The 23548-nt window shown below is 73.1% G+C and carries 25 protein-coding genes; 12 read left to right on the top strand and 13 right to left on the bottom strand.

Annotated elements, in window-relative coordinates:
* Positions 1-288 precede the first annotated feature (288 nt).
* From J5X75_RS02870 to J5X75_RS02880, 3 genes are all read right to left on the bottom strand, one after another.
* Complete coding sequence (locus J5X75_RS02870) at positions 289-1029, bottom strand: sirohydrochlorin chelatase (protein ID WP_208465612.1); 741 nt, start codon at positions 1027-1029, stop codon at positions 289-291.
* Entirely contained in the window at positions 1011-1775 is a 765-nt protein-coding gene (locus J5X75_RS02875) for a phosphoadenylyl-sulfate reductase (protein WP_208465613.1), read from the bottom strand. The genes J5X75_RS02870 and J5X75_RS02875 overlap by 19 nt, the downstream gene beginning before the upstream one ends.
* Before the next feature lie 151 nt (positions 1776-1926).
* Complete coding sequence (locus J5X75_RS02880) at positions 1927-3621, bottom strand: nitrite/sulfite reductase (protein ID WP_208465614.1); 1695 nt, start codon at positions 3619-3621, stop codon at positions 1927-1929.
* A 381-nt stretch (positions 3622-4002) separates the two neighbouring features.
* Between J5X75_RS02880 and J5X75_RS02885 the strand changes: the two genes are divergently transcribed.
* A complete protein-coding gene (locus J5X75_RS02885; protein ID WP_208465615.1) occupies positions 4003-5199 on the top strand; it encodes a glycosyltransferase family 39 protein in 1197 nt (398 codons plus the stop codon).
* On the opposite strand, the gene J5X75_RS02890 is transcribed toward J5X75_RS02885, so the two are convergent.
* Together J5X75_RS02890 and J5X75_RS02895 are read right to left on the bottom strand one after the other, a co-directional pair.
* Positions 5088-6632 (bottom strand): sensor histidine kinase, encoded by a 1545-nt coding sequence (locus J5X75_RS02890; RefSeq protein WP_208465616.1) that lies wholly within the window; start codon positions 6630-6632, stop codon positions 5088-5090. The genes J5X75_RS02885 and J5X75_RS02890 overlap by 112 nt on opposite strands.
* A gap of 15 nt (positions 6633-6647) precedes the next feature.
* Positions 6648-7682: an SIS domain-containing protein gene (locus tag J5X75_RS02895; RefSeq protein WP_208465617.1), complete on the bottom strand. Its 1035-nt coding sequence runs from the start codon at positions 7680-7682 to the stop codon at positions 6648-6650.
* A gap of 162 nt (positions 7683-7844) precedes the next feature.
* On the opposite strand from J5X75_RS02895, the gene J5X75_RS02900 reads away from it, so the two are divergent.
* Positions 7845-9383, top strand: a complete 1539-nt coding sequence (locus tag J5X75_RS02900) for a tetratricopeptide repeat protein (protein WP_208465618.1) — start codon at positions 7845-7847, stop codon at positions 9381-9383.
* Here J5X75_RS02900 and J5X75_RS02905 read toward each other — a convergent pair.
* Positions 9380-9601 (bottom strand): biotin/lipoyl-binding carrier protein, encoded by a 222-nt coding sequence (locus J5X75_RS02905; protein WP_208465619.1) that lies wholly within the window; start codon positions 9599-9601, stop codon positions 9380-9382. The two genes, J5X75_RS02900 and J5X75_RS02905, sit on opposite strands and share 4 nt — an antisense overlap.
* 137 nt (positions 9602-9738) lie before the next feature.
* Here J5X75_RS02905 and J5X75_RS46345 point away from each other — a divergent pair, with 137 nt between their 5' ends.
* Positions 9739-9813, top strand: coding sequence for a 50S ribosomal protein bL37 (locus J5X75_RS46345; protein WP_370461611.1), 75 nt, complete (start codon positions 9739-9741; stop codon positions 9811-9813).
* A gap of 39 nt (positions 9814-9852) precedes the next feature.
* Here J5X75_RS46345 and rsrA read toward each other — a convergent pair whose 3' ends face one another.
* The 5 genes from rsrA to J5X75_RS02930 form a co-directional block, all read right to left on the bottom strand.
* Positions 9853-10131: a mycothiol system anti-sigma-R factor gene (gene rsrA / locus J5X75_RS02910; protein ID WP_183216956.1), complete on the bottom strand. Its 279-nt coding sequence runs from the start codon at positions 10129-10131 to the stop codon at positions 9853-9855.
* Positions 10132-10135: 4 nt separating this feature from the next.
* A complete protein-coding gene (locus J5X75_RS02915; protein ID WP_208465621.1) occupies positions 10136-10939 on the bottom strand; it encodes a sigma-70 family RNA polymerase sigma factor in 804 nt (267 codons plus the stop codon).
* A gap of 71 nt (positions 10940-11010) precedes the next feature.
* Positions 11011-11619 carry an alpha/beta hydrolase family protein gene (locus J5X75_RS02920; protein WP_208465623.1) on the bottom strand — a complete coding sequence of 203 codons (609 nt, stop codon included), beginning with the start codon at positions 11617-11619 and terminating at the stop codon, positions 11011-11013.
* A 13-nt stretch (positions 11620-11632) separates the two neighbouring features.
* On the bottom strand, positions 11633-12028 hold the full coding sequence (locus J5X75_RS02925; protein ID WP_183216962.1) for a WhiB family transcriptional regulator: 396 nt from the start codon (positions 12026-12028) through the stop codon (positions 11633-11635).
* Positions 12029-12220: 192 nt separating this feature from the next.
* Positions 12221-12898, bottom strand: a complete 678-nt coding sequence (locus tag J5X75_RS02930) for an SOS response-associated peptidase (RefSeq protein WP_208465624.1) — start codon at positions 12896-12898, stop codon at positions 12221-12223.
* A 355-nt stretch (positions 12899-13253) separates the two neighbouring features.
* On the opposite strand from J5X75_RS02930, the gene aroA reads away from it, so the two are divergent.
* From aroA to J5X75_RS02960, 6 genes are all read left to right on the top strand, one after another.
* On the top strand, positions 13254-14537 hold the full coding sequence (gene aroA, locus J5X75_RS02935) for a 3-phosphoshikimate 1-carboxyvinyltransferase (RefSeq protein WP_208465625.1): 1284 nt from the start codon (positions 13254-13256) through the stop codon (positions 14535-14537).
* A 2-nt stretch (positions 14538-14539) separates the two neighbouring features.
* Positions 14540-15601, top strand: coding sequence for a ribosome small subunit-dependent GTPase A (rsgA, locus tag J5X75_RS02940; RefSeq protein ID WP_208465710.1), 1062 nt, complete (start codon positions 14540-14542; stop codon positions 15599-15601).
* 223 nt (positions 15602-15824) lie between these two features.
* Positions 15825-16625, top strand: coding sequence for a histidinol-phosphatase (gene hisN / locus J5X75_RS02945; RefSeq protein WP_208465626.1), 801 nt, complete (start codon positions 15825-15827; stop codon positions 16623-16625).
* A gap of 143 nt (positions 16626-16768) precedes the next feature.
* Positions 16769-17485, top strand: a complete 717-nt coding sequence (locus J5X75_RS02950; protein WP_238487129.1) for an anti-anti-sigma factor — start codon at positions 16769-16771, stop codon at positions 17483-17485.
* Positions 17486-17514: 29 nt separating this feature from the next.
* Positions 17515-18072, top strand: coding sequence for a DUF5709 domain-containing protein (locus J5X75_RS02955; RefSeq protein ID WP_208465628.1), 558 nt, complete (start codon positions 17515-17517; stop codon positions 18070-18072).
* Between the two features lie 86 nt (positions 18073-18158).
* Positions 18159-18914, top strand: a complete 756-nt coding sequence (locus J5X75_RS02960) for a carbohydrate-binding protein (RefSeq protein ID WP_208465629.1) — start codon at positions 18159-18161, stop codon at positions 18912-18914.
* 1 nt (position 18915) lies between these two features.
* Here J5X75_RS02960 and J5X75_RS02965 read toward each other — a convergent pair whose 3' ends face one another.
* Entirely contained in the window at positions 18916-19158 is a 243-nt protein-coding gene (locus J5X75_RS02965; RefSeq protein ID WP_372450830.1) for a hypothetical protein, read from the bottom strand.
* A 75-nt stretch (positions 19159-19233) separates the two neighbouring features.
* Here J5X75_RS02965 and malQ point away from each other — a divergent pair, with 75 nt between their 5' ends.
* The gene (gene malQ / locus J5X75_RS02970) at positions 19234-21243 is read left to right on the top strand and encodes a 4-alpha-glucanotransferase (protein ID WP_208465630.1); all 2010 of its coding nucleotides are present in this window, start codon (positions 19234-19236) and stop codon (positions 21241-21243) included.
* On the opposite strand, the gene J5X75_RS02975 is transcribed toward malQ, so the two are convergent.
* The gene (locus tag J5X75_RS02975) at positions 21198-21536 is read right to left on the bottom strand and encodes a hypothetical protein (protein WP_208465631.1); all 339 of its coding nucleotides are present in this window, start codon (positions 21534-21536) and stop codon (positions 21198-21200) included. The genes malQ and J5X75_RS02975 overlap by 46 nt on opposite strands.
* Before the next feature lie 121 nt (positions 21537-21657).
* On the opposite strand from J5X75_RS02975, the gene J5X75_RS02980 reads away from it, so the two are divergent.
* Positions 21658-22509 (top strand): spermidine synthase, encoded by an 852-nt coding sequence (locus tag J5X75_RS02980; RefSeq protein ID WP_208465633.1) that lies wholly within the window; start codon positions 21658-21660, stop codon positions 22507-22509.
* A gap of 158 nt (positions 22510-22667) precedes the next feature.
* Positions 22668-23540 (top strand): translation initiation factor 2, encoded by an 873-nt coding sequence (locus J5X75_RS02985; protein WP_208465634.1) that lies wholly within the window; start codon positions 22668-22670, stop codon positions 23538-23540.
* Positions 23541-23548: the final 8 nt, after the last annotated feature.

Genomic DNA, 23548 nt, shown 5'->3' on the forward strand with positions numbered 1-23548 from the left:
ATCCCCCGCACAGCATTTGCGCCCCGGGCCGTACGGCACCGGGGCGTCTTGCTGTTTCAGGTTCTTCACAGCCACCAACTCCAATGCGCGCTAATTTGATCACGGTACGTTTCCCCCACCCCACCGAAATGATCTCGAAATTCGGCCGTTGATGCTTTGCGTCGCGAGTCACACACACTCCGCAATGGACGATCGGGATCGGGACGCCAATCGCATCAAGGCCGTCGCCGAACGCAGAGCGACAGTCGCGCAGAGTAGCGATCAATCCGACTGATTCTCAGCGATGTCTCAGGCGGCCACGGGCAGCGGCTCGCCCAGTACCGCCTCGGCCCGGGCACCGATCAGCCGGACCAGTTCCGGGGCGTCACCCAGCGGCTCGGCGGCGGCGACCGCCCCGGCCTCGACGGCCGCCCGTACGGCGGTGTCGTAGAGAAGCCCGGGCGCCAGGAAGTAGGCGGCCACCCCGACCCGCCGGGCGCCGGCCGCCCGCAGCCGTGCCACCGCCTCGCCGGAGCGGGCGCCGGGGCCGGAGGCGTAGGACACCGCGGACGGCAGCCCCAGACGCCGCCCCAGGGCCGCGGCCGCCGCGGCGACCGTCTCGCGTGCGGCGTCGTCCCGCGTGCCCGCGGCGGCCAGCACGACGGCGTCCAGGTCGTGGCGCGGGAGCCGCCGTTCGAGGGCGGCCAGCAGGAGCGGGGACGCCGGGCCGAGCACGTCGGTGGCGGTCACCGTGAGCGGGAGCGGCTCCGCCTCCCGGATCACCGCGGGCAGGTCCACCCGGCCGTGGTAGGCGGCGGTGAGCAGCAGCGGCACCAGGGCCACGCGCCGGCCGGGCAGAGCGGCCAGCACGTCCAGCGGGCGGGGCCCGTCGTGATCCAGGTACGACGCCCGGACCGTCCAGTCGGGGCGGGCCCGCCGCACCGCCCGGGCCAGTGCCTCGGTCGACACCGCGGCCCGGGGGTCCCGGCTGCCGTGGGCCACCAGGACCACGGCCGGCCGGTGCGGGGAGGTCAGACGTGCAGACCGCATTCGGTCTTCTCGAACATCGCCCAGCGGCCCGCGCGCGGGTCCTCGCCGGCCTTGGTGCGCCGGGTGCACGGCCAGCAGCCGATCGAGCCGTAGCCCTTCTTGAACAGCTCGTTGACCGGCACGTTCCACCGGCTGATGTAGGCGTCCACGTCGGCCTGGGTCCAGGCGGCGATCGGGTTGACCTTCACCTTGCCCTTCTTGGCGTCGAACGCGACGACCGGCGTGTTGGCCCGGGTCGGCGACTCGTCGCGGCGCAGGCCGGTGGCCCAGGCGTCGTACTCGCCGAGGGCGCGCTCCAGCGGCTCCACCTTGCGCAGGAAGCAGCACTCGTCGGGGCTGCGGGCGAACAGCCGGGGACCGTACTCGCCGTCCTGCTGGCCGACGGTCAGGCGCGGGCGGATCGAGCGGACGTTGACGTTCATCGTCCGGACCACCGTGTCCCGGACCTTCAGCGTCTCCGGGAAGTGCAGGCCGGTGTCCAGGAAGACCACGTCCACGCCGGGCGAGACCCGGGAGAAGAGGTGCGCCACCACGGCGTCGGCCATCGAGCTGGTGACACAGAACCGCGCGCCGAAGGTGTCGGTCGCCCACTTGGCGATCTCCTCGGCGGGCCGGCCCTCGAGCGTCTCGGCGGCCTCCAGCGCGAGGGCCTTCAGCTCGTCGGGTCTACGGCGTTCGGGATCCGCGCCGACGGCCGGGCCGCCCAGGTTGATCAGGCCCATACCCGCGGCGTCGAGGAGACTCATGACGAACTCACTCCCTTGGACAGAAGACCGATGAACTTGACCGAGAACACACGGGCACAGGAGTGGCACTCCCAGGCGCCGTGCGAGGACTCGTTGGGGCGGAGATCCTCCTCACCGCAGTAGGGGCAGTAGAGCGGAGCCTGCCGGTCGCTCATTTCAGGAGCTCCTCGTCGGCCCGCATCACCCAGTTGGCGAACGTCTCGCCCTGGTCGCGGCCGTCCAGGTAGTGCCGGGCGACGCGTTCCACGTACTCCGGAAGCTCTTCGGCGGTGGCCTTAAGACCACGGACCTTGCGGCCGAACCCGGCGGTCTCGCCCTTGGCCATGCCCAGCGCGCCGCCCAGGTGGATCTGGAAACCCTCGACCTGCTCGCCGTGCGAGTTCAGGACGAGCTGGCCCTTGAGGCCGATGTCGGCGACCTGCGTGCGGGCGCACGCGTTGGGGCAGCCGTTGATGTGGATCGACAGGTCGGCGTCGAAGTCCTTGAGCCGGTCCTCGAGCCGGGCCACCAGCTCCTCGCCACGCGCCTTGGTCTCGACGATGGCGAGCTTGCAGTACTCGATGCCGGTGCAGGCCATGGTGCCGCGGCGGAAGGCCGACGGACGGGCTTCCAGCCCGATGCCGCGGAGACCCGCGATGATCGGCTCCACCTGGTCGTCGGCGACATCCAGGACCAACAGCTTCTGGTACGCGGTGAGCCGCACCCGCTCGGACCCGTGCTTCTCGACCAGGTCCGCCAGCTTCGTCAGCTGGGTGCCGGACGACCGGCCCACCACCGGGGCCGCGCCGATGTAGTTCCGTCCGTCGATCTGCTTGTGCACGCCGATGTGGTCGAGCGGCTTCTCCGGCAGCTCCGGAGCCGGGCCGTCGATCAGCGCGCGGCCCATGTACTCCTTCTCCAGGACCTCGCGGAACTTCGCCACACCCCAGTCGGCGAGCAGGAACTTGAGCCGGGCGCGATGCCGCAGGCGGCGGTAGCCGTAGTCCCGGAAGATCCCGACGACGCCCTCCCAGACGTCCGGGACCTCGGCCAGCGGCACCCAGACGCCGAGCCGCTCGGCCAGGCGCGGGTTGGTGGACAGGCCGCCACCGACCCAGAGGTCGAAGCCGGGACCGTGGTCGGGGTGGTGCACACCGACGAAGGCGATGTCGTTCGCCTGGTAGGGGCCGTCGGGCAGCCAGGAGATGACCGACTTGAACTTGCGCGGCAGGTTCGAGTAGCGCGGGTCGCCGACATACCGCTCGACGATCTCGTCGATCGCCGGGGTGGCGTCGATCACCTCGTCGGCCGAGACGCCGGCGACCGGGCTGCCCAGCACCACGCGGGGGCAGTCGCCGCAGGCCTCGGTGGTCTGCAGGCCGACCGCCTCCAGCCGGCGCCAGATCTCCGGCATGTCCTCGACCCGGATCCAGTGCATCTGGATGTTCTGCCGGTCGGTGATGTCGGCGGTGTCCCGGGCGAACTCGGTGGCGATGCCGCCGATGGTGCGCAGCTGGGCGAGGTTCAGCGCGCCGCCGTCGATGCGCACGCGGAGCATGAAGTACTCGTCCTCGAGCTCCTCCGGCTCCAGCACCGCGGTGCGGCCGCCGTCGATCCCGGCGCGCCGCTGGGTGTAGAGGCCCCACCAGCGGAACCGGCCGCGCAGGTCGGCCGGGTCGATCGAGGAGAACCCGCCGTGGGCGTAGATGTTCTCGATCCGGGCCCGCACGTTGAGCGGGTTGTCGTCCTTCTTGCTGCGCTCGTTGGGGTTGAGCGGCTCGCGGTGTCCGAGCGCCCACTGACCCTCGCCGCGCGCCTTGCGGGGGCGGGCGGTCGGCCTTGCAGCGGGAGTGTTGCTGGGCGCCATCTCGGCGTTCCTCCGGGTTCGTGGGCGCGCTGTGCCGCTCACGGCCCGTGGGAGGCTCGTGACATCTGTGTCAGGAGTTGGGCCCGGCGGTCGAGCGCCCGGAAAGGGAAATCGGGCGTCGTCAGGAAGCCGGACACATGGCGCTGCGGACACGGCCGTAGTCGACGTGGCGGCGAGCCACGAAGCGGCGGTCAACTGCAGCGGTCATGTCGGCTAGCCTCTCACGCCCAGCGATTCTCGGCCAGCACGGTCCAGATTTCGGGAGTGTGCCGAGTCGCACAACGGCAACATCTTGTAACAGTTGGCCCCTAAGCTGTATGGCTACGCTGTGTGAGTAGCGCGTCACGAGCCGGAGTTGCGACACTCGGCCCGGAGGCGCTCATGCAGGCACAGGCCGTCCACGACGACTCACCGACCCGGCCGCTGTCCGGCCCGCACCGCCGCCCGGCACGCCGGGCGGCCGCCGTGTTCTGGGCGTGGATCCCGTCCCTGCTGCCGGCCGCGGCCATGCTGACCGTCGGCCGGATCGGGCTCACCGGCCCGGCGCCCGGCCCGCGGGAGGCGCTGACCGGCGACTCCCCGGCCGCCCTCGTCGAGGCGGGCCGCGTGGCCGACGCCGTCCTGGTCCCCTACCGGCTCCTGCTGCACTACTGGAGCCAGGTGGCCGGCGACTCGGTGGTCGCGCTGCGGGCTCCGGCACTGCTCGCCATGGCGCTCGCCGCCGGGCTCACCGGGGAGCTGGGGCGCCGGCTGCTCACCCCCGGCGCCGGACTGTGCGGTGGCCTGCTGCTGGTGGCGCTGCCGGTGACGAGCCGGTACGCCCAGGAAGCCGGCCCGCACGCCCTGGCCCTGTCCGCCGCCACCGCCGCGACACTGCTGCTCTACCTGGCCCTGGACCGGCCGGGGGCACCGCGCTGGATCGGGTACGGGCTGGCCGTCGCGGTGGCCGGGCTGGCGCATCCGGCGACCCTGCTGGTGCTGGCGGGGCATACGTACACCGTGCTGTCCCGCTGGCGGCTCAGCCGGCAACGGTCGCTGTTCTGGTGGTTCCCGGTGACGCTGCTGGCCCTGGTGGTCCCGGCGCCGCTGGTCTCCCTCGGGGTGCGCCAGCACACCACGCTCTTCCTCTACCGGCCCGGCACGCCGTGGGAGATGCTGCGCGCCGCCCCGGAGGCGTTCTTCGGCGCGGCCGCGGCCGGGCTGCTGGTGACCGGCCTGGCGCTGGCCGCCCGCTGGCCGGACCGGGCGCTGCTGCGGGAGCTGGCGGTGCTGGCCGTGCTGCCGCCGGTCACGCTGCTCGCCGCGTCCTTCCTGACCGGTCCGCTGTGGGATCCCCGCTACGTGCTCTTCGCCCTGCCCGCGGTCGTGCTGCTGGCCGCCGCCGCGCTGCGGGGGCTACGGGTGCGCGCACTGGTGGCGCTGGTCCTGGTGGCCGTGCTCGGGTTGCCCCAGCAGCAGGACCTGCGTCAGCGTTTCCCGAGCGGAACCACCAGCACGGCCTCGGTGCCGCCGACGGCCCGGTTGCGCAGCTCGATGCTGCCGCGCAGCTCCCCGGTGGCCAGCGCCCGGACGATCTGAAGCCCGAGACGGTTGCTGCCCTCGAACTTGAAGCCGTCCGGCAGGCCGCGCCCGTTGTCGGCCACCGTCACGTGCAGCTGCTTGCGGAACCGGTGCGCCGAGACGACCACCTCGCCGTCGCTCTCCACCGGGGCGGCCGCCGGCTCGTCCTCGGGCTCCGGGAAGCCGTGCTCGACCGCGTTGATCAGCAGCTCGTTGAGGACCATGACCAGGGAGGTGGCGATCTCGGCGGGCAGCACGCCGAAGGTGCCGTCCCGCCGGATCCGGACCGGCGAGCCGGTGGTGGCCACCTCGGTCGCGGCCTGGGCCACCCGGTCCACGATGCCGTCGAACTCGACCGCCTCGTCGCTGGACATCGACAGCGTCTCGTGGACCAGGGCGATCGAGGCGACCCGGCGGACCGACTCCTCCAGCGCCATCCGGGCCTCCGGCGCGTCCACCCGGCGGGCCTGGAGGCGCAACAGCGCGGCCACGGTCTGGAGGTTGTTCTTCACCCGGTGGTGGATCTCCCGGATGGTGGCGTCCTTGGTCATCAGCGCCCGCTCCCGGCGGCGCACCTCGGTCACGTCCCGGACCAGCACCAGGGCGCCGATCGGCACACCGGCCGGCAGCAGCGGCAGCGCCCGGGTGAGGACGGTGGCGCCGCGCGCCTCCACCTCCATCCGGGCCGGGAACTCGCCGCGCAGCGACGCCAGGATCCGCTCGGCCGCGTCGTTGCCCTCCAGCGGGTCACCGGAGAGCCGGCTGGCGAGCTTGGCCAGTTCCTCGCCGACCAGGTGCGCGTTGAACCCGAGCCGCCGGTACGCGGACTGCGCGTTCGGGCTGGCGTAGGTCACCTTGCCGGAGGCGTCCAGCCGGATCAGCCCGTCCCCGACCCGGGGCGCCGAGGTGATCTCGCCGGGCAGACGGGGCGGCGGGAACGTCCCGTCCGCCACCATCTGCGCCAGGTCGTCGGCCGTGGTCAGGTAGTTCAGCTCGAGCTGGCTCGGGGTCCGCGCGGTGCTCAGGTTGGTGTCCCGGCCGATCACCGCGATCACCTCGCTGTAGCCCTCCTCCAGGTCGGTGGCGTCGCGCAGCCGGACCGGGATGGCCTCGTGCCGGGCGGGGGTGTCGCCGTACCAGACCGGGTCGCCCTCCCGCCAGATCCGCTCCTGCGTGATGGCGACGTCGAGGTGCGCCACCTCCGGCCCCCCGACGATCTTGCCGACCTGGTCGTCCTGGTACGCCGTGGGCGCCGTGGTGGGCCGCACCTGCGCCACGCAGAGGAACTCCCGCGGCTGCCGCGGCTCCCCCTTGATCGGCACCCAGAGCAGCAGGTCCGCGAAGGAGAGGTCGGACAGCAGCTGCCAGTCACCGGCGATCCGGTGCAGGTGGTCGATGTCGGCGGGGCTCAGGCCGGTGTGCTCTTCGACGAGGTCGCGGAGGGTGGACACCGGCCCAGCCTATTTCTAAAGCGTCGTGGTGACCTTCTTCAAACCGCGGGGAGCATCGGGATCTTCGCCACGTGCCAGCGCCAGCGCGAGCGCGAGCCGCTGCAACGGCAGGATGTCGAGCAGCGGCGAGTAGCGCTCGTCGACAGCCGGTACGGCGAGCCGGGCGGAGGCGCCGGGCACGTCGGCGGCGCCGATGGTCACCACGTCGGCGCGTCGCTCGCCGAGCCGGGTCACCACGTCCCGCATCGAGCGGCCGCCCGGGCCGTCACCGACCACCGCGAGCACCGGCACGTCCGGGTCGGTCATGGCGAGCGGGCCGTGCAGCAGGTCGGCGCCGGAGAACGCGAGCGCCGGCAGGTACGACGTCTCCATCAGCTTGAGGGCGGTCTCCCGGGCGGTGGGGTACGCGTACCCCCGCCCGGTGGTCACCAGGCTGGAGGCGAACCGGTAGCGCTGGGCCAGCTCCTCGGCGGACCGGTCGGCGAGCACCCGCTCGGCCAGCTCCGGCAGCTCGGCGAGGGCGGCCCGCTCGTCGGCGGGCAGCCGGCCGTCCCCGGACCGGATCCCCTCGATCAGCAGCAGCAGGGCGAACAGCTCGGCGGTGTAGGTCTTGGTGGCGGCCACCGCCCGTTCGTGCCCGGCCGCCACGTCGATCGACAGCTCGGCGGCCCGCGCGAGCGGCGATGCGGGGTTGTTGGTGACCGCGAGGGTGAGCGCGCCGGTCTCCCGGGCCACGTTGAGCACCCCGGCGAGGTCGGGCGAGCCGCCGCTCTGGCTGACGCCGATCACCAGCGTGCCGGTCAGGTCGGGGCGGGCGCCGTAGAGCGTGATGGCGCTCGGGGAGGCGCTGGCCACCGGCAGGCCGAGCCGGATCTCGGCGAGGTAGGCGCCGTAGAGCGCGGCGTGGTCGGAGGTGCCGCGGCCGACGAACAGGACGCTGCGCGGCGCCCGGCGGGCCACCTCGGCGGCCACCTCGGCGATGGCCCCGGCCGGCCCGTCCTCCAGCAGCCGGGCGAAACCGGCGGGTTGCTCCGCGATGTCCGCCGCCATCCCAAAGCCTCGCTGTGTCACGTGATCCTCCCCTTTTCGCGCGCTCCCTGCGCATTCTGTGCGCAGTCTTGCAAGAATCAGCTTACTCGGTCAAGGTTTCGTGCATGAACGAGCAAACGTGAGGACTGACAACGAGCGGCGCTTCCCCTAGGGTCTTCACTCGTGGATTCCCCCTCGGCCCACCGTGACCTCGCGCGTGCTCGCGACGCCCTCGAGCGCGGCGAAACCGCGTCCGCGGCCGGGCACATCGCCGCCGCCCTGGCCCACGCTCCCACCCTGCCCGACACCCACGAGCTGCTCAGCCGGTTCGCGGCACGAGCCGACGGCGGGCTGGACCTGTTCCCGGTGGAGCCGTACGCGCCGGTCGGCCGGCTGGCCGCCCGGGCCCACCTGCTCGCCGCCACCGGGCGCCCCGAGGAAGGGCTGCCACTGCTCGCCGCCGCCAGCGGGCACAGCCCCGAGCTGGACTGGGCCGGAGTGCCCTGGGTCGGCGACCCGGCCCTCGGCGCGCGGATCGATCCGGGGATGCTCGCGCGTACCGTGATGCGGCTCTGCACCGCGGTCGGCGACCCGGCCCCGGCCGGTTCGATCACCACGCTGCGGCCGTACCTCGAAGTGGTCCGGCACGCGATCGCCGCACACGGCGAGCACGGCATGCTGCTGGGCGCCGGCTCGGCGCTGGCCCGCCGGCTCGGCGAGGTGCGTCTCGCCGTCGACTGGGCCGGACGGGGCTCCCGGGCGCAGCCGTCCAAGCTCGCCGAGATCTGGCTGGGGTACGCGTACCGCAGCGCCGGCCGGATGCCGGAGGCGCTCGCCGCACTGCGCCGCGCCGTCGCCTACGACCCCGACGACCTCTCGGTGTACGCCGACGTCGCCGCCACCCTGGCCGACCTGGGCCGGCTCGACGAGGCGCTCCGCTGGACCGAACTCGCCCTGGAACGCGACCCGGACTTCGACTGCGTGGTGCACACCGCCCACCGGCTGCGCTACCGCGCCGACGGCGACGTCGCCCACCTGGTCGACCTGGCCGACTTCATCCGCGACCACCCGGACGACGCCCACGAGCACACCGACCTGGAGGAGTGCTGCCGGGAGACGCCGTGGCTGGGCGGGCTTCCGGCCGGGGTGCCGCTGCCGGCCGGCCGGGCGCCGGTCAACGCCGAGCCGTCCGCCGACGCGCTGCACCGGCTGCAACGGCTCGCCGGGCCCACCTGGCCGCACCCGCCGGGCGCCTACGACCGGGCGCTCGGGCTGGTCCTGGTCGAGCCGTGGGAACTGCTGGCCCTGCTCGCCCACCCGGAGACCGCCCGCGCCGACCAGCAGACCGGCCTGGAGGTGTGGGCCTGCCTCGGCCTGCTGCACCACGGGGCCGAGGAGCCCTGGCCGGAGTCGAGCCGTCGCCGGCTGCTGCTCGGCCTGCTCGACGGCGAGGTGGACCGGGTGACCCAGGCCGCGCTGTTCGCCCTGGTCGCCTACGCCTGGGTGGATCCGGAGGCCCGGGCCGACGTGGCCGCCGTGGTGGCCGCCCGGCTCACCGAGACCGCCTCCCGGCCGAACGCCCGCGCGGTCGCCGAGCTGGCCCTGGCCGCGCCCGCCCTGGACCGGCCGACCCGGGAACTGGCCGCGGCCACCATCCGTGTGCCGGCTGTCCCCCGGCAGCGGGGCCGGGGCCGCTCCCTGCTGCGCTGGCGGCGCGACTAGCCCTGGTCGATGACGGCGATGAGGTCGCCCTCCTGGACCGTGTCACCCTCGTGCACGGCCAGCCGGGCGACCGTCCCGCCGGTCTCGGCCTGCACCGGCACCTCCATCTTCATCGACTCCAGGATGACCAGCGTGTCTCCCTGGGTGACGGTGGCGCCGGGCGCTGTCACGACCTTCCACACGTTGGCCCCCATCCCGGCGCGGATCTCGTCCGTCATGGCTCGGCCTCCTCGTCCGTCGGCACGGTTCGGTGAAGGTCATCAAACCACGGATCGGACGCGGGCGAGTCCGGTCCGGCCGGACCCGCCCATTACGATCGGCAACGAGTTCCAGCACCACGAACAGGAGACGCGACATGGCCAAGAAGGCCCGCAAGAAGAAGGCCCGTAAGAAGAGCGCCGCCAACCACGGCAAGCGCCCCAACAGCTGAAAACGAGAAGGCCCGGCGATCGCCGGGCCTTTCGTCACCTCAGGGCAGGAACTCCTTGGTCTCCGTCTGCACCTCGAGCTGCCCCAGCTTGTGGCGCAGCCGGTCACGCAGCTCGGCCGGTGCCCGCTCGTCGCCGCAGCACCGGCTGACCAGCGCCTTCACGTCGTGCTCGATGCCGAACTCACGCAGGCAGCCGGCGCACTCGTCGAGGTGCTTCTGGATCAGCCGGCGGCGCTCCTCCGAGCACTCCAGGTCCAGGTAGAGGTAGACCTCGCTCAGGACGATCCCGCAGTCGTTCTCGTTCTCCTCGGGCTCCATGTCGTCACGCCCCCTGCGGCTCGGAGGTCGCGGCCCGGGTGATGCCCCGGTCCACCGCGTACTGCTCGAGCAGCTTGCGCAGGTTGCGCCGGCCGCGGTGCAGCCGGGACATGACGGTGCCGATCGGCGTACCCATGATGTCGGCGATCTCCTTGTACGAGAAACCCTCGACATCGGCGAGGTAGACGGCGAGCCGGAAGTCCTCCGGCAGGGATTGCAGCGCTTCCTTGATGTCGCTGTCCGGAAGCCGGTCCAGCGCCTCGGTCTCGGCCGACCGCAGACCCTGCGACGTGTGCGACTCGCTCGACGCGAGCTGCCAGTCGGTGATCTCCTCGGTCGGCGCCTGCACCGGCTGCCGCTGCTTGCGCCGGTACGAGTTGATGTACGTGTTCGTCAGGATCCGGTAGAGCCAGGCCTTGAGGTTCGTCCCCTGTTCGAACTGGTGGAAGGCGGAGAACGCCTTCAGGAACGTCTCCTGCACCAGGTCCTCGGCGTCGGCCGGATTCCGGGTCATCCGCAGGCCGGCCGCGTACAACTGGTCGACGAACGGCAACGCCTCACGCTCGAAGCGCTCTCGGCGCTCCTCGATCCGCTCCCTCTGGGCCACCCTGGACTCTCCCCTCGACCGCCCCGCCGAGGATACGGGTAGTGACCCTGTGACGCTCTCGAAAACCGCGGGTGTGCTCACGCTCACCGACGGCGACACCGGCGGAGCCTCGGCGGCGGGCCACTCGGGGGAGCTCAAAAGGCCCCGCACCCGGTTCGCCTCCCGGCCGTCACGCTCGACGCATTCGGTACCGGCACGCACCACAGAACCCCTTCCCGCCGACAAAGTCTCATCCGTTGCAACGTCGGCAAGAGTGCCTCACATTCCCGAACTCAGCGTGCCCAGGAATGGCGGCGGAGCCATTCGATCGCGATCACCACCGAGTCGGAGAGGCCCTTGCGCAGATCGTGCACGGTGCCCGGCCGAACGGCCACCTCGACCGCGCCGGCCGGCTCCGGCACCCCGAACGGGTCCCGGTCACCGTTGATCACCAGTGCCGGCAGATCGGCCGGCAGCTCCCCCGCCCGGCTCTTCTCCGGCTTGCCCGGCGGATGCAGCGGGAAGGCCAGGGCGAGCACCCCCGCGGCGCCGAGGGTGGTCGCGGTCCGGCACGCGACGCGCGCTCCGCTGGAGCGCCCGCCCACGATCAACGGCATCTCCGGTACGCCGATCGCGCGCACCACCGCGATCCAGGCCTCGTCGAGGTGACCGGCCGGCGCGGGCGCACGCCGGCCCGCCACCCGGTACGGCTGCGTCACCAGGGCCACCCGCACCCCGGCGGCCACCGCGGCGTCGCGCACCGCCACCAGGTCCGGCGCGTCGACCCCGCCACCGGCCCCGTGACCGAGGACGAGCAGGGACAGCGCCGGACCCGAGGGGTCGCTGACGGCCACGACCGCGGGGCCGCGCGGCGTTTCGATTTCAAGATCCGTACGGGACACGTGTCCCGTTGTATCAGCGACTGACCGGGATCAGGTTGAGCAGACGACGATCCTCGGCGTCCGGCGAGTCGTCGATCTCCTCACCGTCGGCCTGGATCCGCTCCCGCCAGGCCACCAGCATGGCCCGGCGCTCCCGTGGCGTGGTGCCGCCCCAGACGCCGTGGCAGTCGCCGACCTGGAGCGCCCAGGCCAGGCATGGGCCCTGCACCTCGCACGTGCCGCACAGGGCGACGGCGCCACCGGACGGCTCGTTCGGTGCGGGAAAGAACGTCTCGGGATCCACGCTGCGGCAGGCGCCCCGTGTGCGCCAGGCCTCGTCGGTACGTCGTTGCGCGATCGCCTCGAGCAGCCGCGGGTCGCGTCGCGCGATGGCAACCTCGTGCGGACGCGGCATGCGTGCTCGTGTCATCAGCCCACCTCCCCCGTGGGACCGGAACTGCTTGTGGCGGCCGGGCCGCACCTTACGGTCCGGCACCACTCCGGCGCTGGTTTGTACCGCAGGGTACAAGATCAGAACAAGGGGGTGATCTATCTTGAAACAAAGTTGGCCAACGAGAATGGCCACATAAACCGACAAAGACCTTCGTTGATCTTCACATGTTCAAAAAAGCGTTACCTGCGGATCGGGTTCGATCAACTGTGGTCCGTTGTTGCGCACATTGCCGACTGTCGGGCCGACCGGACGGATCTCGATGGCTTCCAGTTCCGGTACGGACGGCGGGCGCAGCAACCGCTCCGGCTCGCCACCACCGGCCAGCCAGTCCGCCCACCGCTCGGGCGGCAGGATGAGCGGCATGCGGTCGTGCACCTTGGCCAGGCCGCCGAGCGCCGCGGTGGTGACCACACTGCACGTGAGCACCGACTCCGGACCCCAGGCCGACCAGAGACCGGCGAAGGCCAGCGGCGACCCGTCCGCCGGCGTCATGTAGAACGCCTGCTTCTCCTTGCCGTCGCGGACCCACTCGAACCAGCCGTCGGCCGGGACCAGACAGCGCCGCTTGGCGAACGACGGGGCGAACGAGCGCATCTCGGCGACCGTCTCGGCACGCGCGTTGATCATGCGGGCGCCGATCTTCAGGTCCTTCGCCCAGTGCGGGACCAGACCCCAGCGGGCGGTGTCCAGCACCCGGCCCTCGTGCTCCTTCGACATCCGGATCAGCGGGACCGGGTCGGTGGGTGCGACGTTCCAGCTCGCGCGCAGCGGCTCGGCCACGTCCACGGCCTCGAACAGCCTGGTGAGGTCCGCGTTGCTCCGGGTGGTCGCGTATCGCCCGCACATGGCCAGCACGGTACGCCGCTTTCGAACACTCGTCCGCCCCGCCACACCTCCGGCCGGCCCTGAGAGCTGTCCCGAGCCCCGGATCACCCCTGGGAGCCGGCCCCGGAGATCCAGCCGGCCCTGAGCGCTGTCCCGAAGCCCGGAAACAGCCCTGAGATCCAGCCGCGGGGATCCGGCTGGGTGTGGGGGGCTGTCTCGAGCCCCGGAACAGCCCTGGAGCCGGGTGCGGGATCCGGCCGGGTGTGGGGCCGTTTCGGCGTCGTCGAGACAGCGGACCCGCCCAGCCGGGTGACGCACGTCCCGGGAGGCGGGAAGGCGGGCCGGAACCGTCGTACGGCGGCGGCAGAATGGCGGCGTGACTGCAGAACCCCGTCCCTGGCTCGCCCCGACCGCCACCGGCCCGGTCACCACGACCGTGCGGCTGCCCGGCTCCAAGTCGATGACCGCCCGCGCCCTGATCCTCGCCGCGCTGGCCGACGGCCCCTCGGAGATCGAGGCGCCGCTGCGGGCCCGGGACACCGTGCTGATGGCGGCCGGCCTGCGTGCGCTCGGCGTCGAGGTGGACACGTCGGCCGACGACCGGTGGACCGTGACCCCCGGCCCCCTGCGCGGCCCGGCCCGGGTGGACGTGGGGCTGGCCGGCACCATCACCCGGTTCCTGCCGCCGGCCGCCGCGCTGGCCGAGGGCACGGTCGAGTTCGACGGCGACCCGCACATGCGCAAGCGGCCGCTGCGCCCGATCGTCGCGGCGCTGCGCTCGCTCGGCGTGACGGTGGACGCCTCACCGATCGACGGCCTGCCGCTGACCGTGCACGGCACCGGCGTGGTGGAGGGCGGCGAGGCGGTGATCGACGCCTCGGCGTCCAGCCAGTTCGTCTCCGGCCTGCTGCTGTCCGCGGCCCGGTTCGCCAAGGGGCTGACCCTGCGGCACGAGGGCCCGCCGGTGCCGTCCGCGCCGCACCTGCGGATGACGGCGCACATGCTGCGGGCCGCCGGCGCGGTGGTCGACGACGGCGTGGCCGACGTGTGGCGGGTCGAGCCGGGTCCGCTGCACGGCCGCACGTGGGTCATCGAGCCCGACCTGTCCGGGGCGGCGCCGTTCTTCGCGGCGGCCGCGGTCACCGGCGGCGCCGTCACGCTGGCCGGCTGGCCGGCCGACAGCTGGCAGCCGGTCGACCAGGCGATCGGCATCTTCCGGGCGCTGGGCGCCGAGGTCACCCGGTCCGCCGGGGGGCTGACCGTGCGGGGCACCGGCACGCTGCGCGGCATCACCGCCGACCTCTCCGAGGTGGGCGAGCTGACCCCGGTGGTGGCGGCGCTGGCCGCGCTCGCCGAGGGGCCGTCCGAGCTGCGCGGGGTGGAGCACATCCGGGGCCACGAGACCGACCGGATCACCGCCCTCGCCACCGAGCTGGGCAAGGTCGGCGCCGAGGTGACCGAGTTCCGCGACGGGCTGCGCATCGTCCCCGGGCCGCCGCGCGGGGCCACCTTCGAGACGTACGCGGACCATCGGATGGCGCACGCCGCGGCGGTAATCGGGCTCGCCGTGCCGGGCGTCCACCTGACCGACGTAGGTTGTACGTCGAAGACGTTGCCCGAGTTCCCGGAACTCTGGGCGGGACTCGTGGCGAGGAGCTAGATCTGCCAGCGCGTAAACGGGAGTACGACGAGGACGACGTCCGGATCCGGCCGGGCAAGTCGTCCCGTCCGCGTACCCGGACCCGCCCGAAGCACGACGACGCGGTCGACGCCCTGGTCATCACGGTCGACCGGGGCCGGTACGGCTGCGTCCGCGAGGACGGCGGCGGCACCGAGGTGATCACCGCGATGCGGGCCCGCGAGCTGGGCCGCAAGTCGGTGGTGGTGGGTGACCGGGTGGCCCTGGTCGGCGACGTCTCGGGGGCGCCCGGCGCGCTGGCCCGGATCGTCCGGATCAGCGACCGCACGTCGGTGCTCCGCCGGACGGCGGACGACGACGACACCACCCCGGAGGGCCGGCTGGAGCGGGTCGTGGTGGCCAACGCGGACCAGCTGGTGATCGTCAGCGCGTTGTCCGACCCGCCGCCGCGGACCGGTTTCATCGACCGCTGTCTGGTGGCGGCGTACGACGCGGACGTGGAACCGCTGCTCTGCCTCACCAAGGCCGACCTGGCCGGGCCGGAGGGTGTGCTCGGGTACTACGCCGAACTGGACCTGCCGCACGTGCAGGTCCGGCCGGGCAGCGACCTGGCGGAGCTGCGCACCCGGCTGGCCGGCCGCATCTCGGTGCTGGTCGGGCACTCCGGCGTGGGCAAGTCGACGCTGGTCAACCGTCTGGTGCCGGACGCGTTGCGGGCGGTCGGCGCGGTCAGCGCGATCGGCAAGGGGCGGCACACCTCGACCAGCGCGGTGGCGTTGCGCCTGCCGGCGGTCGGCCGCTCCCGGCGGGACCCGGGCTGGATCGTCGACACTCCCGGTATCCGCAGTTTCGGGCTGGCGCACGTGAGCGCGGAGAGCCTGCTGCACGGGTTCCCGGACCTGGTCGAGGGCACGCTGGAGGATCAGCCGAACTGCGGGCACACCGCCGCCGACGTGGACTGCCGGCTGGACGCCTGGGTGGCCGAGGGGAAGGCCGACGAGCGCCGCCTGGCGTCGTACCGTCGCCTGCTGGCCTCGCGTGCCGGCGAGGGTGACGTGCGGGACCAGCCGGCCGAGGAGATCTGATGCCGGCCATGCCGGCGACGGTGACGTGCGGGACCAGCCGGCCGAGGAGATCTGATGCCGGCCATGCCGGCGACGGTGACGTGCGGGACCAGCCGGCCGAGGAGAGCTGATGCCGGCCACGCCGGTGAGGGTGACGTGCGGGACCGGCCTGCGGAGAGAATCTGATCTTGGAAAGCGGGAAACCCGGCGCGCTGACCGGCGCCGGATGGGCTAGCTTTTCGGCATGGCCGGATATGCCGACGACCTTGCGCTTGCCCACGTTCTCGCCGACTCGGCCGACACCATCTCGATGGCCCGGTTCCGCGCGCTCGACCTGAGGGTGGAGTCGAAACCGGATCTCACCCCGGTGTCCGACGCGGACACCGCGGTGGAGAAGGCGATCCGCGCCACGCTGGCCCGGGCGCGGCCCCGGGACGGGGTGCTGGGCGAGGAGTTCGGCCGGTCGGCCGCGGCGGCCGGGCCGGGCAGCCGCTACTGGGTGATCGACCCGATCGACGGGACGAAGAACTTCGTCCGCGGCGTACCGATCTGGGCCACCCTGATCGCGCTGATGGAGGGTGACACCCCGGTCGTCGGCCTGGTGTCCGCGCCGGCCCTGGGCCGGCGCTGGTGGGCCGGTCGCGGTCTGGGCGCGTTCGCCGGGAAGAACCAGCACTCGGCGACCCGGATCAACGTCTCCGAGGTGCGCCGGATGACCGACGCCAGCTTCTGCTACGCGAGCCTGAACGGCTGGGCCGACATCGGCCGCCTGGACCAGATGATGGACATCCTGCTCGGCGTGTGGCGCAGCCGTGCCTACGGCGACTTCTACGGCTACATGCTGCTGGCCGAGGGCGCGCTGGACGCGATGGCCGAGCCGGAGCTGTCGCTGTGGGACATGGCGGCGCTGATCCCGATCGTGACCGAGGCGGGCGGCCGGATCACCGATCTGGACGGGCGGCCGACCGCCGACAAGAGCTCGGTGATCGGCACGAACGGGCTGCTGCACGAGAGCGTGCTGACCGCGCTGGCCCGCCGGAGCTGATCCGCTCTTTCCGGCATACACGTCCCGGGCCGGGGTACCACCTCGGACATGTCCGTCGTAGCGCCCTTTGCGGCTGACCGCGGCACCGGATCCTCACGCGCCGAAATGCGAGGACGGGACGTGTTATGCACAATGGAGCGATCATGCCGAGCGAGGTTCGTCACCGGGTGGACCGCGACCATGACTATCCGCTGGTCCGGATCACCGGAGTGCTCGACGACGACACCGCCGCGCCGATCCGCGCGGCGATACTCGCCGTGCTCGCCACCCAGCCCGAGGCACTCGTGGTCGACGTGGCGGACCTGCGGGTGTCCCGGGCCGCCGCGGTGGGTGTACTGCGCGAGATCCGCGAGGAGACCCGGGAGTGGCCGGGCAGCCACCTGATGCTCTGCGACCCGGCCGACACACCGGCCTGGCGCGCCACCGGGTGGCCGATCTGGCCCGATCCGGCCGGCGCCTTCGCGGCCCTGGGTCCGCCGGCCACCGATCACCGGGCCGCCCTGGACCTGGATCCGGTGCCGGGCGCGGCCCGGTCCGCCCGCGAGATGATCACCGAGGCGTGCGGGCGCTGGGAGCGGCCCCACCTGGCCGGCAGCGCCTGCATCGTGGCGACCGAGATGGTCAACAACGTGGTGGCGCACGCCGGTACGCCGATGCGGGTCCTGCTGGCGCTGCACGGCGCGACGATGGACGTGGCGGTCCGCGACGGCTCCCCCGTGCCGCCGCGCTTCACCGGGCCGGTGCCGGTCACCTCGTACGGTGGCCGTGGCCTGTTGTTGATCGACGCGGTCGCGGCCCGCTGGGGCCATCTGGAGCTGCCCGACGGCAAGGTCGTCTGGGCTCGCCTCGACGGGGCATGAGCCGCCCCCGGGGTGGGTAGTCAACGGGCATGCGAGACAACGACTACCCGGCTGAGGTCATCGATCCGGAGGCCTCCGGACTGCCGGACACCGCCGATGACGATTCGACCGCGTACGACGAGGTGAACAGCCCGCGGTGGAGTGACGGCCCGGACCCGGCCGCGCTCGCCGGCACCGGACCGGGTGGGTCGAACCGGTTCGGCGACACCGCCGAGGAGCAGCGCCGGGGCGAGTCGCTGGACCGCCGGCTGCGCCAGGAGGAACCGGACTTCGGGGCCGAGCCGGCCAACCCGCCGCGCCGTGACCCGCTGGACGAGACGGTCGAGGATCCGGAGCGGCGTGACCTGGACCGGGACGTGTGGGGCCAGGGCCCGACGTCGGATCCACGGTCGCCGATCTCGCTCTACGACGACGGCCAGCTGGACGACGACGATCCGCGCCGGGTGGGCCGTCTGGTCGCGCCGGACAACGGTTCCGGTTGGGACGACGAGGCGGACAGCATCGCCTACGACGCGGGCGCGGCCGGTGGCGGCGCGAGCGCGGAGGAGCTGGCGATGCACGAGACCCGTGCCCCGGACTACGACTAGATCGTAAATTTCTCCGCGAAAGACTTGCTGTTAGCGCTCCCAGGTCAGCACAGTGCACCCTGCTGATCCGAGTGGGGGGTAGTTCGATGCTGAGCGGGAGCCTGCGGCGCGCGCTGGCCGCGGCCGTGGTGGTCGTCTCCGGGGCGGCGGCGGTGACGGTGACGCCCACCGCCGCCGTGGCCGGGACGAACCGCGTGGTGTTCCGCGACGATTTCTCCGGCGACCGCGGCGACGCCCCCGACGCCGGCCGCTGGGACAACGGCGGCGGCCGCCGGACCTCCGCCTGGCTGGACGGTGACGGGAACCTGCTGCTCGGCTCGGCGCTGCGCACCGGGAAGACCTTCGGGCAGGCGTACGGGCGGGCCGAGGCGCGGATCCTGGTGGACCGTGAGGACGGCGGCGGGCGGCCCCTCGGCGTGCTCGACGGCACCGGGCGGACGCCGGACGGACACGTCGAGGTGCTCGGCTCGGGCCGGGTGGACGGTGACGACTTCCACACGTACGCCATCGACTGGACCCCGACCACGCTGACCTGGTCGCTGGACGGCCACGCGGTGCTCCGGCTCACCCCGGAGGGGGACACCCGGCCGTACACCTTCGTGCTGAACCCGTCGTCCGGCGGCTATCGCTCCTCCGGCATGGTGGTCGAAGCGGTCACCGTCACGGTCCGGGAGGCCGCCCCGATCGCGTCGAAGTCCGCGCCGGCGTGGCGGCCGTTCACCGCCTACCGGTCCGGGGATCTGGTCTCCCAGCGCAACGTCGTCTACCGGGTGCGCGAGCCGCACACGTCCCTGCCCGGCTGGGATCCGAGCCTGGTGCCGGCGCTGTTCCTGAAGGTCTGACTCACCGGCGTTTGCGGCCGCGGGAGATCAGCACGACCACGAGGACGATGATCCCCACCACGAACAGGCAGCACAGCACCCCGAGGAAGCCGAAGCCGCTGCGCCGCCCCCGGCGAGCCGCCTCGATCACCATCTCGCCGGTGCCGGTCGACGCCCAGGCCGCCGCGGGGACCAGCAACGCCATCGTCACGCCGGCCAGCGCCGCGGCGAACCACTTCCTGATCACTGAGGTCATGTCAGCCATGTGCCCCATGCTGACCGATGTACGCAACGGGTGAGGGATCGTGTACGGAGTGGTTGCGACCGAAGGGGACGGACGATGGACGCGGATCTGGTGGCGCTGGCCGAGGCACACGGGGTGGCCACGTGGTTTGAGAACTGGCGGCGCAAACGCACCGACGTGGCCGCCGAGTCGGTGATCGGCGTGCTCGGCATGCTGGGCGTCGACGCGAGCACACCGGCGGCCGTCCGTGCGTCGCTGGCCGCCGCCCGGCGCCGGGACACCGGTGACCGCCTGCCCGGCACGATCGTGGTGCGCGAGGGCGCCGGGCGGGCGCTGCCCGGTCCGGCCGAGATCCGGCTGGAGGACGGCGGCGCCCGAACGGTGGGCCGGCGGATTCCCGGTGATCTGCCGCTGGGCTGGCACCGGCTGCTCTGTGGCGGCCAGGAGGTCACCCTGGTGGTGGTGCCCACCCGGCTGCCCGAGCCGCCGGACACCTGGGGCTGGATGGTGCAGCTCTACACGCTCCACTCGGCCGGCTCGTGGGGCATGGGCGACCTCGGCGACCTGCGCGACTTCGTGGCCGGGTCGGCCGGCGCCGGGCTGGTGGTGCTGAACCCGCTGCACGCGATCACGCCGACCCGGCCGGTGCCGGCGTCGCCGTACTCGCCGTCGAGCCGGCGCTTCGCCAACCCGCTCTACCTGCGGGTGGCCGACACCGGCGAGTACCAGCGGGCCGATCCGGAGCTGCGGGCCCGGGTGGACGCGCTGCGACCGGCGCCACCGGCGGACGGCCTGATCGACTACGACGCCGTGCTGGCCGCCAAGTTCGCGGCGCTGGAGCTGCTCTGGCCGCTGGCCGGGCCGGTCGACCTGGACCGGGATCCGGGGCTCACCGATTTCGCCCGGTTCTGCGCGCTGGCCGAGGAGCACGGGCCGGACTGGCGGGAGTGGCCGGAGGAGCTGCGCCGCCCCGATTCGGCGGCGGTCCGGGCGTACCGGGGTGACCGGATCGCCTTCCACGTCTGGGTGCAGGCGCTGTTGGAGGAGCAGTTCGACACGGCCGGGGAGGCGGCCCGGGAGCACGGCATGCCGGTCGGCATCGTGCACGACCTCGCGGTGGCGGTCGAGCCGGGCGGCGCCGACGGGTGGCTGTTGCAGGACGTGCTGGCGATGGAGGCCCGGACCGGGGCGCCGCCGGACGCGTTCAACCAGCTCGGCCAGGAGTGGGGCGGGGTGGCGTGGCGGCCGGACCGGCTGGTCGAGACCGGGTACGCGGCCTACCGGGACATGCTGCGGCGGATCTTCCGGCACGCGGGCGGGCTGCGGGTCGACCACGTGGCGGGGCTGTGGCGGCTGTGGTGGGTGCCGTCCGGCCTCGGCGTGGCCAAGGGGACGTACGTGCACTACGACCCGGAGGCGATGCTGGGGATCCTGGCGCTGGAGGCGTACCGGGCCGGGGCCGTGGTGATCGGTGAGGATCTCGGGACGGTCATGCCGGTGGTCACCGAAGGGCTGGAGCGGACCAACATGCTGGGCTCGGCGGTGCTCTGGTTCACCCGGGACGAGGAGGGCGGCTACCGTCCGGCGGCCGGATACCCGCGCAACGCGCTGGCCAGCGTCTCCACCCACGATCTGCCGACCGCCTCCGGCTTCCTGGCCGGCGAGCAGGTCGAGGTGCGTGCCGCGCTGGGTCAGCTGACCGGCCCGGTCGAGCGGGAGCGGGCGGCCTGGCGGGAGGACCGGGGGCAGCTGCTGGACCGGCTGCGCGCCGAGGGCCTGCTGAGCGGGGCGGAGCCGCCGCCCGAGGACGTGGTGACGGCCATGCACGAGTTCCTCGCCCGTACGCCCTGCCGTCTCGTCGTCGCCTCGCTGCACGACGTCCTGATGGAGCGCCGCCAGCCGAACCTGCCGGGCACCTTCGACGAGTACCCGAACTGGCGCATCCCGCTCGGCCGGGATCTGGCCGGCGTGGTCGCCGATCCGCTGTTCCGCAAGGTGGCCGGGATTCTCGGCGGCCGGCCGCGGCCGCTTCCGGGCCGGCATCCGGCGGCCGGGGGCGCTCAGATCACCAGCGGCTCGGGCGGCGGGTCGTCGTCGAGCGCGTAGAGCATCGGGTGCAGCGGCAGGTAGGTCGGCTCCTGCCGGCAGCAGGCCGGCGGGAGCAGGGAGGAGCGGTGCTCCGGGTGTTCCCGGCAGTGCCGCAGCGCCCGGATGACGACGTCCTCGTGGTGCCGGCCGCCGCCGTACTCGCCGCAGCCGGAGCAGTCCCACCGCCAGAACGGCGCGCCCTCGGCTGAGGCGTGGCGGCGGATCCGCAGTGGCGGGCCGGCCGGAGACCGGTCCGCGACGGGCGGCCGCCGCTGCGCGCCGAGAATCTCGGCAAGCAGGTTGCTCAACATCCGATCAGTGTGGAACGCACGTCTTGAGCCTTATCGGTGTTTTGTCGAATATCGCCGGGTCCAGTCTCACCGTCGTCGACCACCGGATCGACGTTCGGCACGCGACCGGGATACTGGCCGGATGGCACAGCGCAGGGCGTCGCGACGGCGGGTGGAGACGGTCGCCTCCGGGGTCGCCGAACTGGTCCCCGACCCGGACCGGGACACCGCGTGGACCCTGCTGCTGGACGGCGCCCCGCAGTCGCACGTCGACCTGGCCGACCCCACCCACCTGCAGTTCGAGTACATCCGGCGGATGGCCGCCGCGATCGATCTGGCGGCACCGGCGGGCCGGCCGCTGCGGGTGCTGCACCTGGGCGGCGGCGCGCTGACCCTGCCGCGGTACGTGGCCGCCACCCGGCCCGGTTCGGCGCAGCGGGTGGTGGAGATCGACGGGCCGCTGGTCGAGCTGGTCCGCTCGGCGCTGCCGCTGCCGTCGTCGGCCAACATCCGGGTCCGGGTCGCGGACGCCCGGGCCGCCGTGGAGGGGATGCGCGACTCCGGCTACGACCTGATCGTCCTGGACGTCTTCGCGGGCGCCCGGACGCCCGCCCACCTCGCCTCGGCCGAGTTCGCCGGCGAGCTGGCCCGGATCCTGGACCCGGCCGGCCGGCTGATCGCCAACGTGGCCGACGGGCCTCCGCTGCGGTTCGCCCGCGGCCAGGTGGCCACCATCCGGGCCGCGCTGCCGGAGGCCTGCCTGGTGGCCGACGCCGGGGTGCTGCGCGGGCGGCGCTTCGGCAATCTCGTGGTGGTCGCCGGGCGTACCCCGCCGCCGGTCGCCGAACTGTCCCGGCGTGCCGCCGGAGACTGGTTCCCGGGCCGGGTGGAGACCGATCTGGGCCGGTTCGCGGCCGGAGCGGCGCCGGTTCCGGACGCCACGGCGGTAGCCTCTCCCCTGCCGCCGGAAGGCCTTTTCGGTAACCGAAAGTAGTTATCGATAGGCCGAAAGTGCATCAATGATCACCGTCCTGTGTCGAATTCTCTAGTTCGGGTGTGATTCACGCCCGGCCACTGGCAACACCGGCGGTAGCCGGTTGTAATCGAGGCTGCCGCGAGATCCCGACCGCGGCGACCACGGGGAAGGCGAGCATGTACCACCAGCACTTCCTGTCCGCGACCGGCACGGACCTCGGACCGCTCGACAGCGGTGAGCGGGTGCTGTGGCGCGGCCGTTGCGCCGTCGCCGAGTACGCGTTCGACGAGGCCTCGTCACTGCCCCGGTGGACGCTTCCGGAGGAGACCGACGTCATCGTCACGGACCGCCGGGTTCGCTACGTGCATGTGGCCGACGGCACGCAGAGTAGTGGCGAGCTGTTCTGGCTCTGGCCGCAGCACCTGCGCGTGCAGCCGGGCAACCGGGAGACCGGCCGCAACGCCACGGTCACCCAGATCCAGCTGGTCTGTGTCGGCCCGGCCGGCACCTATCCGGCGCTGATCTTCGCGGGCGGCGACCTGGCGACGGTCGGCGACGCGGACCGTCTCGCCAACCTGCTGCGGAAGACCATCGCCCATTTCCGGGTGGAGAACGCCGACCTGATCGGCGTCCCGGCGCCGCAGGTGCGGATGCTGTCCCGTCTGGCGATCGGCCCCGAGTTCAGCAACTTCCAGGGCGGTGAGGGCCAGACCGTGACGGTGCTCGGCTCGGTGCCGGTGCCCGCCCCGGAGCTGCCGGAGCCCGAGCCCGAGCCGGAGCCGGAGCCGGAGCCGGAGCCGGTCCACCACAACGACGCCCCGGTCTCCGGGCCCCGCGCGTACGCCGATCGCCCCGGCCGGGAGGCCGACGCGCTCCGTGCGGAGGAGGCGATGCGCGCCGAGCGGGACTCCCGCAGCGCCGAGCCGGACCTGGCGTCGCGGGCGGCCAGCCTGGCGGCCCGGGTGGCCAACCTGGTCTCGGAGGCTCCAGCCGGTGGGCAGACGAACCTCTCCGCCTACCTCGACGGGGAGTACGGCTCAGGTCGCTGACCGGGCGA

Source organism: Actinoplanes flavus (assembly GCF_017592555.1).
In the GTDB taxonomy this organism is placed as follows: Bacteria; Actinomycetota; Actinomycetes; order Mycobacteriales; family Micromonosporaceae; genus Actinoplanes; species Actinoplanes flavus.

What these genes read in the sequence shown, in the direction of transcription:
- J5X75_RS02870 (WP_208465612.1), bottom strand. Translation starts at nt 1,029, where the DNA reads ATGCGGTCTGCACGTCTGACCTCCCCGCACCGGCCGGCCGTGGTCCTG.
- J5X75_RS02875 (WP_208465613.1), bottom strand. Translation starts at nt 1,775, where the DNA reads ATGAGTCTCCTCGACGCCGCGGGTATGGGCCTGATCAACCTGGGCGGC.
- J5X75_RS02880 (WP_208465614.1), bottom strand. Translation starts at nt 3,621, where the DNA reads ATGGCGCCCAGCAACACTCCCGCTGCAAGGCCGACCGCCCGCCCCCGC.
- J5X75_RS02885 (WP_208465615.1), top strand. Translation starts at nt 4,003, where the DNA reads ATGCAGGCACAGGCCGTCCACGACGACTCACCGACCCGGCCGCTGTCC.
- J5X75_RS02895 (WP_208465617.1), bottom strand. Translation starts at nt 7,682, where the DNA reads ATGGCGGCGGACATCGCGGAGCAACCCGCCGGTTTCGCCCGGCTGCTG.
- J5X75_RS02905 (WP_208465619.1), bottom strand. Translation starts at nt 9,601, where the DNA reads ATGACGGACGAGATCCGCGCCGGGATGGGGGCCAACGTGTGGAAGGTC.
- rsrA (WP_183216956.1), bottom strand. Translation starts at nt 10,131, where the DNA reads ATGGAGCCCGAGGAGAACGAGAACGACTGCGGGATCGTCCTGAGCGAG.
- J5X75_RS02925 (WP_183216962.1), bottom strand. Translation starts at nt 12,028, where the DNA reads ATGACACGAGCACGCATGCCGCGTCCGCACGAGGTTGCCATCGCGCGA.
- J5X75_RS02930 (WP_208465624.1), bottom strand. Translation starts at nt 12,898, where the DNA reads ATGTGCGGGCGATACGCGACCACCCGGAGCAACGCGGACCTCACCAGG.
- hisN (WP_208465626.1), top strand. Translation starts at nt 15,825, where the DNA reads ATGGCCGGATATGCCGACGACCTTGCGCTTGCCCACGTTCTCGCCGAC.
- J5X75_RS02950 (WP_238487129.1), top strand. Translation starts at nt 16,769, where the DNA reads ATGCCGAGCGAGGTTCGTCACCGGGTGGACCGCGACCATGACTATCCG.
- J5X75_RS02955 (WP_208465628.1), top strand. Translation starts at nt 17,515, where the DNA reads ATGCGAGACAACGACTACCCGGCTGAGGTCATCGATCCGGAGGCCTCC.
- J5X75_RS02960 (WP_208465629.1), top strand. Translation starts at nt 18,159, where the DNA reads ATGCTGAGCGGGAGCCTGCGGCGCGCGCTGGCCGCGGCCGTGGTGGTC.
- J5X75_RS02965 (WP_372450830.1), bottom strand. Translation starts at nt 19,158, where the DNA reads ATGGCTGACATGACCTCAGTGATCAGGAAGTGGTTCGCCGCGGCGCTG.
- malQ (WP_208465630.1), top strand. Translation starts at nt 19,234, where the DNA reads ATGGACGCGGATCTGGTGGCGCTGGCCGAGGCACACGGGGTGGCCACG.
- J5X75_RS02975 (WP_208465631.1), bottom strand. Translation starts at nt 21,536, where the DNA reads ATGTTGAGCAACCTGCTTGCCGAGATTCTCGGCGCGCAGCGGCGGCCG.
- J5X75_RS02980 (WP_208465633.1), top strand. Translation starts at nt 21,658, where the DNA reads ATGGCACAGCGCAGGGCGTCGCGACGGCGGGTGGAGACGGTCGCCTCC.
- J5X75_RS02985 (WP_208465634.1), top strand. Translation starts at nt 22,668, where the DNA reads ATGTACCACCAGCACTTCCTGTCCGCGACCGGCACGGACCTCGGACCG.